At 68.4% G+C, this 6,230-nt stretch carries 5 protein-coding genes; 2 read left to right on the top strand and 3 right to left on the bottom strand.

What is annotated here, in order from left to right; translation table 11 throughout:
• Positions 1 to 99: 99 nt before the first annotated feature.
• Complete coding sequence (locus tag ABDJ85_RS20205; protein ID WP_347706614.1) at positions 100 to 477, bottom strand: YbgC/FadM family acyl-CoA thioesterase; 378 nt, start codon at positions 475 to 477, stop codon at positions 100 to 102.
• 3 nt (positions 478 to 480) lie between these two features.
• On the opposite strand from ABDJ85_RS20205, the gene ABDJ85_RS20210 reads away from it, so the two are divergent.
• The gene (locus tag ABDJ85_RS20210; RefSeq protein WP_347706615.1) at positions 481 to 1,020 is read left to right on the top strand and encodes a DMT family transporter; all 540 of its coding nucleotides are present in this window, start codon (positions 481 to 483) and stop codon (positions 1,018 to 1,020) included.
• Here the strand turns inward: ABDJ85_RS20210 and ABDJ85_RS20215 are convergent.
• The gene (locus ABDJ85_RS20215) at positions 1,017 to 3,509 is read right to left on the bottom strand and encodes a chemotaxis protein CheW (protein WP_347706616.1); all 2,493 of its coding nucleotides are present in this window, start codon (positions 3,507 to 3,509) and stop codon (positions 1,017 to 1,019) included. The genes ABDJ85_RS20210 and ABDJ85_RS20215 overlap by 4 nt on opposite strands.
• Positions 3,510 to 3,838: 329 nt before the next feature.
• Between ABDJ85_RS20215 and ABDJ85_RS20220 the strand changes: the two genes are divergently transcribed.
• A complete protein-coding gene (locus ABDJ85_RS20220) occupies positions 3,839 to 5,752 on the top strand; it encodes a right-handed parallel beta-helix repeat-containing protein (protein WP_347706617.1) in 1,914 nt (637 codons plus the stop codon).
• Here the strand turns inward: ABDJ85_RS20220 and ABDJ85_RS20225 are convergent.
• Positions 5,753 to 6,230: type II secretion system protein GspD (locus ABDJ85_RS20225; RefSeq protein ID WP_430765576.1), on the bottom strand; the 478-nt coding region annotated here is incomplete at its 5' end.

The raw sequence follows: 6,230 nt of genomic DNA on the forward strand, positions 1-6,230 counted from the left end.
CGCTCCAGCTCGCCAGCGAGCTGAGCAGCAGGATGCCGATGACGAGCTGCACGGGCAGGCTGGCGTGCAGGATCAGGGCGACGATGGAGATGTCTTGGTTCATGGGCGTTGCAGAGCAGCCAGGAGGGAAGCAGGGATGCGAGCGGGTTTGAAGTCGTGCGCGTTGACGCAGCCGACGCGGATGGTGCCTTCGGCCAATACTTGTTCACCCCGCAGCGCACGCTGGTGGAGGGTGAGGGTGGCGCGGCCGAGATCGAGGGGCTCGACGGTGATGGTCAGCTCGTCATCGAGCCGCGCGGGTGCGAGGTAGCGCACCGTGGTCTCGCTGACGACAAAGATCAGGCCTTGTTCAAGGCGCAGGCGTTGCTGCTCGCCCCCGGCCGCGCGGACCCACTCGGTGCGGGCGCGCTCGAAGAACTTCAGGTAGTTGGCATAGAACTCTGGACGGCCGTGGTGGCTTTTGTCTGGCTGCGTCAAGGCTTGAGCCCCTTGCGCGTGCTGGGCCTGGCCCTGGGCTTTGTGGGGGTGGCCTTCCTGGCCTGGGAGCAGGTCAGCTTCAAACCCGGGGGCGACCATGCCGGCCTCTGGGCCGTGGGCGCCTGCCTGGTGGCCACGCTGTGCTACGGCGTCTCGGCCAATGCCACGCGCCGATACCTGGCCAATGTGCCGGCCTTGACGGTGACGGCCGGCAGCCAGACCGCCGCGAGCCTGATGCTGCTGCCTCTGGCGCTGTGGCAATGGCCGCAGACCCTGCCTGGGCCGGCGGCCTGGGGCAGTGCGCTGTGCCTGGCCTTGCTGTGCACCGCCATCGCGTTGGTCATGTACTTCAGGCTGCTGCAGCGCGTGGGGCCCACGCAGGCGGTGTCGGTCACCTTCCTGATCCCCGTGTTCGGGATGCTGTGGGGCGGGCTCTTCCTGCACGAGCAGGTCAGTGCCCGGATGCTGGTGGGCGGCGCCGTGGTGATGCTGGGCCTGGCGTTGGCCGTGGGCCTGCTGCGCTGGCCGACGCGGGAAGCTTAGGCCGACGCCAGGCGTGCTGGCGTGGCAAACCCCATTTGCTGGGCCAGGGCCTCGACGTCGATGAGCTGGATCAGCGACTGCGCGCCGGGGCCGCTGATGTCCACGCGCACGATGCTGGACACCAGGCGGTTCTGGCCACGCCAGTCGCCAGCCATGGGCTGGATGTGCTCGTCGCCCACCTCGACGACGGTGCTGACGTCGTCCACCTTGAGCGCGAAAGCAGGTTGGCGCTGGCCGGGTAGGGCGGGCATCACCAGCACCACGCCGTCGGTGGCGCGGGCGGGGTAGGGCACGTGCGTGAGCTTGCGCCCGCAGAGCACGGGGACCAGCACGGTGCCGTGTTCGCCAGGCACTTCAAGCAGCCCGATCAGCGCGCCTTGAGAGCCGGGCGTGCGCACCAGGCCCTGGGGTGAGCGGGCGTCCAGCACCGCATTGAGCGGCAGCGCGTAGCGGCAGGCGCCGATCTGGAACAAGGCCAGCTCGTTCAGCTGCTGGCGGTTGGCCGTGGGCAGGGCCTTGATCACAGCATCTTGCAGCGAGGTGCGGCGCCTCTCCAGGGTGCCCAGGCGCAGCGCGACGACGGCACGGATGCCATTGCTATAGCCGTCGCCCAGCTTGAACTCGCGGTAACCGCTGGCCTCGACGCCCGCGGCGGTGAGGTGGGCACCATCGTGCTCGACGATCGCCTCAGTGCCGTCAAAGGGCATGCTGACGCCCACTGGGTAGCGGCCGTCGCTGCTGGCCACGACGCGGCCCTGTGCATCCACAAAGGCGGCCACACCGGTGCGCTCGCCCATCACATCGGCCAACATGGCCTGGAACTCCCGCTCGGCATTGAAGACGATGGCGATGCCGCCGATGGGCCGCGCATGCTCTGGCGCCCGCACGGCAGCCAGGTAGACGTAGGTGGGGGTGCCGTCGCTGAGCGGGCTGGGCTCAAAGGCGGAGACCGCATAGCGTTGCGAGTCGGCGAGGCCAAAGGTGGCTTTGCACAGCGCGGGGTCGATGCGCGTGCCGGTGAGCGGGGCCAGGCTTGACTCGACGGACACCGCGCGGATCACACCCTCGGCATCGAAGGCGACCAGGCGGGTGTAGACCGTATAGAGGCCATTGATGGTCTGCAGGACGTTGACGAGGGCACGATCGGCCTCGGGCGACGCGGGCTGGGCCAGGGTGCGCTGCAGCACCGGCGACAGCGCCCACCAGCGGCAGTCGTTGGCGCGTTCGTAAAGGTTGCGGTCCATGACGTCGGCCGCCAGGCGGGCCAACTCCCGGGCCTGGTGGCGCGCACGCCCGAGGGCCGTGCGGTAGAGGTCGCCAATGGCATGGGCGACGCGGTCGCGGGTACGGGCGCCGGCGATGTTGACCTGGGCCAGCACGGCTTTGAGCTGCGCCTGGCTGCCGCCGCGTGAGCCGGCGGTGAGCCGGCCGTTCCAGACCACGCGCCGCAGGTTGCGGTTGATGGCCTCGACGTCCGACTGGATGCGCTGCAGGTGCTCGTTGTCGAGGGCCACGTTCTCGTGGGCGTCGCCAACGTCATGCCCACCCCGGAACGCTGTCAGCAGCGAGACCATGGCCTGCGCGCGCCAGCCTGGGCCCCCATAGCCCTGGTAACCCCGCGTGGGGCAGGTGACGGACAAATACTCGCGGCCGGCAAACACCGTCACGCCCACCTGGTTGGCGCTGCTGCACTCCAGCCGGGCACCCAGCGGCACGTGGGCCTCGTCGCTGCTGAGCAGCACTTGACCCTCGTCGTCGATCAGGGCGATGGCGATGTGCGAGCCCTTGTCGCTGACGCTACTGAAGATGCGGCGCAATTCGTCGGCGCACCGGAAGCGCAGCACCAGCACGCCCACGGCCTGCCCAGCCTCGTCGAGGATGCGGTGCGCGTACAGCAGCGCGGCGCCTGCCCCTTGGGCCAGATCGCTGGCCGCATAGCGTTCGACATAGGCGCCCGCCTGCAGCGCCTGGCTGACGATGGGATCGTGGCTGAGGCTCAGCGGCTCGTCGGTGAGGCGCACCAGCAGCTGGCCATCGGGCGCCAGGGCCATCACGTCGTCGTAGACCGTGTACTTGGCGCGGTACTCGCGCAGGCGCTGCTCCATGGCCGGGCGCAGTGCGGCCTGGGTGCCGGGGTCGGCCACGCAAAAGGCGCGTAGATCGTCGTCAATCGCCAGGAATCCGACGTCGGCGGTGCGCTCAAACAGATTGCGGACGAGGATGTCGATGGTGCACTGGGCCACCGAGGCGAGCTCGTCGCCCACCTCGGCCAGGTGCTCCTCCGAGAGCTGCTGCACCAGCCGCGCCTGCAGGCCGGCAAAGTTCTCGCGCGTCTGGCTGAGCGTGGGCAGGATGGTGTCGGCCTGCTCCGGGCAGCTGATGGCCGAACTGGCCTCGATCATCTGCCACAGCAGGCTCAGGTCATGCAGGTCGCGGTCGACGTTGACCACCCGCCGCATGTGCGGCAACAACTCGTCCACCAGGGCCATCGGGTCCGTCCTTTGCAAACTGCGCCGCAGCCTAAGGTCTTGTCCTTCAACCCGAGCGTGCAGGGTTTGGCGGTCTCGGCCACTTCGTGCGGGGCGTTTCGCGGCCGCCACGAATACGCACAAGGAGCGTGCTTGGACGCTGGGGCCGCGAACCAAGGCGGTGCGGGAAAGGGGCCGCTTCGACGCGACGCAAGCCCGCAAGCCAAGTCCTGATGGCGAGCCGGGCTTCATCCAGCGCGGTGGCTTTTCCGCTTGGTTGCGCTAACAATCCGGCCTCCCGGGATGCTGAAAGCGCATTCTTTGCCTTCTGAACACACTGCCACCGACCCATGACGGACCTCCTGCAAGGCGCATCGCGACGCCACCTCGCTGCCTCCCTTCTGCAAACGCGGCAAGCCCTGCGCTGCCTCGCCTTGGCCCTGGGCCTTGCGGCCATGCTGCCGGCCAGCGCGCAACCCTCTGGCGGCCCGTATGGGCCTGTGGCGCAGTCCTATGCATTGCCCAAGGCTGGGCACGTCTTCGTCGTGGCGCCTGATGGCAAGGCCGATGCGGCCGGCACCGTGGCGGCACCCACCACGCTGGAAGCAGCCGTGACCCGCGTGGTGACGGGCGACGCCATCGTGCTGCGCGGCGGCACCTACCGCACGGGTAGCCTGAAGTTCAACCAAGGCATCACCCTGCAGCCCTACCTGGACGAGCAGCCTGTGCTCAAGGGGACGCAACTCGCCACCACCTGGGAGGCGCTGCCGCAGAACGTCTGGCGCACCAAGTGGAGCCAGCTCTTCCCGGCCCAGCCGCTGGGTTGGTGGCAGCGCAAGACGGAGGGCAAGCTCACGCCGCTGCACCGCTTCAACAACGACATGGTGTTCGTGGACGGCGAGCTGCTGGAGTCCGCCGGCTGGGAGGGCGAACTCGGCCCCAAGACCTATTACATAGACTACGCCAACGGCTATGTCTACCTGGGCTTCGACCCCAAGGGCCGGCAGGTCGAGATCACCGCGCATGACGTGGCCCTGCACCGCACGACGCGTGAGACCCACGGCAAGGCGCCCGACAAGAAGGGCCCGCAGATCCGAGGCCTGAGCTTCACCCAGTACGCCTACCGCGCCATCGACATCGAAGGCCAGCGCCCCGCCGCCGGCCCGAACGAGGAGCCCACCGACGACCCCATCGGCATCTCGCCCGAGTCCGCCCACGGCAAGGAGGTGGTGGGCACGCTGCTGGAGAACGTGAGCATCAGCTTCTGCTCGCGCGTGGCGGGCTACTTCCGGGGCGACAAGCTGGTGATCCGCAATTCGCTGATCAGCGACACCGGCACCGAGGGCATCTACGTGATCGGGTCATCAGACGTGCTGCTGGAGCGCAACCTGATCCGCCGCAACAACGTCGAGCGGCTGACGGGCATCTTCCCGTCGGCGGTGAAGATCTTCAACCAGTCCTACCGCGTCACGGTGCGTGACAACCTGATCATCGAGCAGCCGCACTCCAACGCGGTCTGGTACGACGTGGGTAATGTCGAGGGCGTGTTCGTCAACAACCACATCGAGGGCGCCCAGGCCGGCCTGTTCTTCGAGATCTCGAAGGGCGTGGTGGTGGCGGGCAATGTCTTCGTCAACAACGAGGTGGGCATCCGCATCCTCAACAGCAGCGGCGCGCGGGTCTATCACAACACCTTCGTCAACTCGCCAGCCCTGTTTGCCCGTGACCCGCGCAGCAACATCGGCGACCACTTTGGCTGGCACCCGACGACCGGCCCCGGCGTGGACGAGCGCGTGGGCCATGTGTTCGAAAGCAATCTGATGGTGGCCGACAACGCGCCCGTCGCTGGGCGCTGGAGCCCGCCGCGCCTGGCACTGCTGCGCTTCGAGCAGCCGCCGATGCTGTGCGGCAAGGTGACCGCCCCGATGTCCAGCAAGGTGGACGGCAATGTCTATGTGCGCATGGGCGCGGCCGAGGCCGCCAACCGGCCGCTGGTGTCCTGGGCCTCGGTGGCCGATGCCAACTGCATGAGCTTCTTCGACACCCTGGACGACTTCCGCAAGGCAGTGCCCGGCGTCGAGGCCAAGGCGCGCGTCTTCATCAACCACAGCGGTGCCGTGTTCCGCAGCCCGGAGATGCGCCGCTTCGAGCCTGTCGGCCTGCTCGCCGGCGTGCCCGCGCAGCCCGTGCCGGCCGAAGCCCGCAAGGTGCTGGGCTGGCCCGACGTGCCGCATGTGCCGGGTGCCTACCCGGCCAGCCGCTGATTACTTGGCTTCGGGTGCGCCGCTCAGCGTGATGACGCGGCGCTTGCCCTCGCTGTCGGCCAAGGAGTCAGCCACTGCACGGTTGTGCTGCTCCCAGTCCTCGGCGCTGCGGATGATGCTGGGCTTGATCAGCACCACGATCTCGCGCTTGCGGCCCGAGCTGGCGCGGTTGCCCAGAAGGCTGGACAGCAGCGGGATGTTGCTGGTGCCTGGCACGCCGGAGCCGCGCTGACTCGATTCCGTCTGCATCAGCCCGCCGATGGCGACGATCTGGCCATCGGGGATGCGCACCACGGTGTCGGTCTCGTTGACGCTGCTGGAGGCCAGCGGCAGCCGGTAGTTGCCGATGGTGCCGAGGTCCACCTGCTTGACCTTCTCGGTCACGCTGGTGACCGAGGGGTGGATGTGCAGGGTGATGGTGTCGGCCGCGTCGATCTGCGGCGTCACGTCCAGCGCAATGCCGCTAAAGAAGGGCGTC

It is taken from the genome of Roseateles paludis (assembly GCF_039872745.1).
Taxonomy (GTDB): domain Bacteria; phylum Pseudomonadota; class Gammaproteobacteria; order Burkholderiales; family Burkholderiaceae_C; genus Pelomonas; species Pelomonas paludis.